This window comes from Methylobacterium sp. WL116 (assembly GCF_008039455.1).
Lineage (GTDB): Bacteria > Pseudomonadota > Alphaproteobacteria > Rhizobiales > Beijerinckiaceae > Methylobacterium.
The window spans coordinates 1-3,078 of the sequence record NZ_VRUV01000524.1 but is presented as its reverse complement, the minus strand read 5'-3'; the positions used below and the strand labels follow the sequence as shown (position 1 = coordinate 3,078).

Genomic DNA, 3,078 nt, shown 5'->3' with positions numbered 1-3,078 from the left:
GGGCGGCGTCCGGGGCACGGTCGAGGGCGAGGGCGGCCGGCACCGTCCTAGCCCCAGAGCTGCGTGCGCACGTCCGCCGGCCAGGCGGCGAGGTCGAGGCCGTGGTGGCGCAGCAGCGCGAGCGTGATCCGCTCCAGGCCGAACCCGACGCAGGCGGTGTGGGCGACGGCGCCGTCGGCCTGGCCGATCTCCCAGGTGCTGCCGAAGTGGTCCTGGTGGTAGTTGAAGCTCAGGCAGGCGGTTGGTGGGGCCTCGCTGTTGACCGGCACGTTGAGCTCGAACTTGAGCCCCTGCATGCGCTGGTTGTTGGCGAGCATTCGCCCGGCGCGGCCGAAGAACGGGTCGTTGGCCGGGTCGACCGCCAGCGGCAGGCCGAGGGCGCGCATCATCGCGGTGCCGCGCTCGAGCCAGACCTCGCGGAAGGCCAGCACCTGCTCGGGGCTGCCCATGCGCACGTACTCGCGCATGCGGAACATCTGCATCCGGGTCGGCTCGACCGAGGGCTCGTGGCGGAAGCAGTAGGATTGCAGGTCGAACAGCAGGCCGCCGGCCGGCAGGGGCCCCCGCGCGGCGGCGACCGGGTAGAGCGGGTAGCAGGCGGCCGGCGTCAGCACGATGTCGGTGCAGGCCTGGTCCTGGGTCCAGTCCCGCCCGGCCTCGACGCAGGCGAGGAGGCGCGCGTGGGCGGCCTCGTCGCCGCAGAAGCTGTGCACGGTGCCGGCGAGGTTGGGGAAGCCCTTGAGGTAGCCGCTGCGCTCGAAGGCCGGGCGGCTCATGCCCGGCGGGAAGCGCATCCGCTCGGCGCCGTCGGCCGCGCCGAGGCGCGAGACGAGGGCGTCGAGCGCCTCGACCACGCTCTCGAAGTCGCCGCCGCGCCCGTACAGCCCGTCGATCCCGGTGCGCACCAGATGGCCGCGGTCGAACAGGCGGTCGAGGAACGAGCGCGGTTCCACCGCATCCGCCTGGGACGGGCTCGTCTCGAGCGGCGCGGCGAGGGTCGGGGTGGCCAAGCTGTCCATCACGCGCTCAGGAATTGGCCGTTGCCCTTCTGCACCAGCAGAAGGTTGGCGGTGTTGCTGTGGATACGGTCGTTGCTGATCATCAGCGGCGCCGACATCACGTCGCGCAGCGCCCGGCCGAGGCTGAACGGGGTTCCGTTCTTGTAGCCGGCGATGCCGACGATCCCCAGCGCCAGCTGGACGATGGCGACGGCCGCGGTCGAGGCGGTGGTCTTCACGTTGTTCAGGGCCACCGCGAAGCCGATCGAGCCGAGCAGATCGGGCGCGCCCAGGGCTTCCGCGTAGTGGCGCAGCCCGCCCTGGATGGTCCCCTTCATCGCCTGCAGCGCGCTCGTCGCCTCGGCGAGACGCAGGGCGCCCGGCGGCACCGTGCCCGGCCGGCGGCGGGCCTCGGCCTGGACGAAGGTCCGCGCCCGGTCGACCGCATGGCTCGCGATCCCGAACCAGACGCTGCTCCACAGCAGGTGCGAGGAGGCCAGCATCGACTGGGCCGCGATCTCGGCGAAGGGCTTCGGCAGGATCTGGGCGATCGGCACGTCGCGGGCGGCAAGCAGGAAGCCGTCGCTGCAGGTGCCGCGCATGCCGAGCGTGTCCCAGCGGCTGGTCCGCTCCAGGGTGATCTGGTCGGCCGTCAGCGCGACAAGGACCTGGTCGGAGGAGGCGGCGTCCGGATGGCGCCGGCCGGTGGCGAGGATCACGTCGGCGTGGGCGCCGTAGGAGATCACGGTGGCGTCCTTGCGGAAGGCGAACGCGTCGCCCTCGGCCTCGACCGCGCAGAGGCTGTTGCGCAGGTCGCCGCCGATGCCGCCCTCGGTGGTCGCCGAGGCGACGAGCAGCTGCCGCTCCGCCACCCGCTGCATCAGCGCGCAGTGCCAGGCGCTCTCCCCGCCATGGGTGACGAGGCTCGCGACCTTGATCTGGTGCATCGCGAACACCATCCCGGTCGCGGCGCAGGCCTGCCCCAGGCCTAAGCAGGCCTCCGCCAGCCGGCTCATGTCGGCCCCCTCGCCGCCGAACGCCTCCGGGATCTGGATCCCGAGGAGCCGCTCCTCGCGGAGCGCGGCGACGGCTTCCGCGGGGAAGCGCCCCTCGCGATCGACGGCGTCCGCATGGAGCGCGGCGACCTGCGCGACCCGGCGGATGCGCTCCGCAAAGGCCGGCGGAGCGAGAACCGGTTCGGGGGGCACCCGCTTGGCGAGCGCGCTCATGCGTCCACCGGCTGGGCGATCGTCGCGACGGTGCTGCGGATCGCGCGGATCGTCGCGAACGACGCCCGGTTCAAGAGATGATCGGGGAACTCGATGTTGAACCGCTCCTCGAGCGCGAGCATCAGCTGCACGGATCCGAAGGAGCACAGGCCCTTGTCGAACAGATCGTCGTCGTCCGAGAGCCGGTCGACTTGGCCGGACAGGGACTCGATTCCACCGAGCGTTTCGCGAATGTCGTGAGAGGAAATCATTGCACGCAACACCATCTGATCCATCTCGAACCTGAAGCCTTGGACTGTCGTCGTCAATTCTTACTCTTCAATAAAGTTAACTTAATAATTGGTGAATTCTAAAGCTTTGATGTCTATCGCGCTGAAAGTCGGTATTCGCTCCTTCGCACCGCGAGACAGGATTCGCCGGAGGCGAGGCGGCGATGCGCGAAGCCGCGATCGAAAGCACGCCGCAGATCGAATTGACGACATTGCGCACAATCCATGTGCGAAGTGCCGGCAGGATCTGTGTTTCGACGGCTTCCGTGGTCGGTTGCGCGGGCCAGATCGCTACATCCGTATGCAAGCTGGCTAAAGGTCACTCGATTCGTTGCCGTGATGCAACAGCGGCGTCGCACGAGGTCTTCGAGGAGGATTCGACGTTGCTCGGGTGGACCGGTTCGCACACAGTGCTCGGGCACTGGGGGCATCGCAAAAGCGGGCCCGATGAGCCCGCACCAAAAAGCGGGCCGCAAAACAAGGTGTGACGCGATCGGCCCCGGCCCCGCGACCACACGATCCTCGGGTCTCGAAGCTTTTGGAGATATCTATGACGCTCTTGAAGAGCACCCTGCTTGCTTC

Annotated in this window: 4 protein-coding genes; 1 reads left to right on the top strand and 3 read right to left on the bottom strand. The window is 69.2% G+C overall.

Annotation, left to right across the window (positions count from 1 at the left end; genetic code table 11):
- Positions 1-47: 47 nt before the first annotated feature.
- From FV223_RS23930 to FV223_RS23920, 3 genes are read right to left on the bottom strand one after another with little or no spacing between them, the layout of a single operon-like run.
- A complete protein-coding gene (locus tag FV223_RS23930) occupies positions 48-1,019 on the bottom strand; it encodes an amino acid--[acyl-carrier-protein] ligase (RefSeq protein ID WP_147729313.1) in 972 nt (323 codons plus the stop codon).
- Positions 1,019-2,227 (bottom strand): acyl-CoA dehydrogenase family protein, encoded by a 1,209-nt coding sequence (locus FV223_RS23925; protein WP_147729312.1) that lies wholly within the window; start codon positions 2,225-2,227, stop codon positions 1,019-1,021. The genes FV223_RS23930 and FV223_RS23925 overlap by 1 nt, the downstream gene beginning before the upstream one ends.
- The gene (locus FV223_RS23920; RefSeq protein WP_147729314.1) at positions 2,224-2,478 is read right to left on the bottom strand and encodes an acyl carrier protein; all 255 of its coding nucleotides are present in this window, start codon (positions 2,476-2,478) and stop codon (positions 2,224-2,226) included. The genes FV223_RS23925 and FV223_RS23920 overlap by 4 nt, the downstream gene beginning before the upstream one ends.
- Before the next feature lie 182 nt (positions 2,479-2,660).
- Between FV223_RS23920 and FV223_RS23915 the strand changes: the two genes are divergently transcribed.
- The gene (locus FV223_RS23915; protein WP_147729311.1) at positions 2,661-2,984 is read left to right on the top strand and encodes a hypothetical protein; all 324 of its coding nucleotides are present in this window, start codon (positions 2,661-2,663) and stop codon (positions 2,982-2,984) included.
- Positions 2,985-3,078: the final 94 nt, after the last annotated feature.

Excerpts from the sequence above, each read along its gene's own strand:
- FV223_RS23925 (WP_147729312.1), bottom strand. The coding sequence starts at position 2,227 with ATGAGCGCGCTCGCCAAGCGGGTGCCCCCCGAACCGGTTCTCGCTCCG.
- FV223_RS23930 (WP_147729313.1), bottom strand. The coding sequence starts at position 1,019 with ATGGACAGCTTGGCCACCCCGACCCTCGCCGCGCCGCTCGAGACGAGC.
- FV223_RS23920 (WP_147729314.1), bottom strand. The coding sequence starts at position 2,478 with ATGATTTCCTCTCACGACATTCGCGAAACGCTCGGTGGAATCGAGTCC.
- FV223_RS23915 (WP_147729311.1), top strand. The coding sequence starts at position 2,661 with ATGCGCGAAGCCGCGATCGAAAGCACGCCGCAGATCGAATTGACGACA.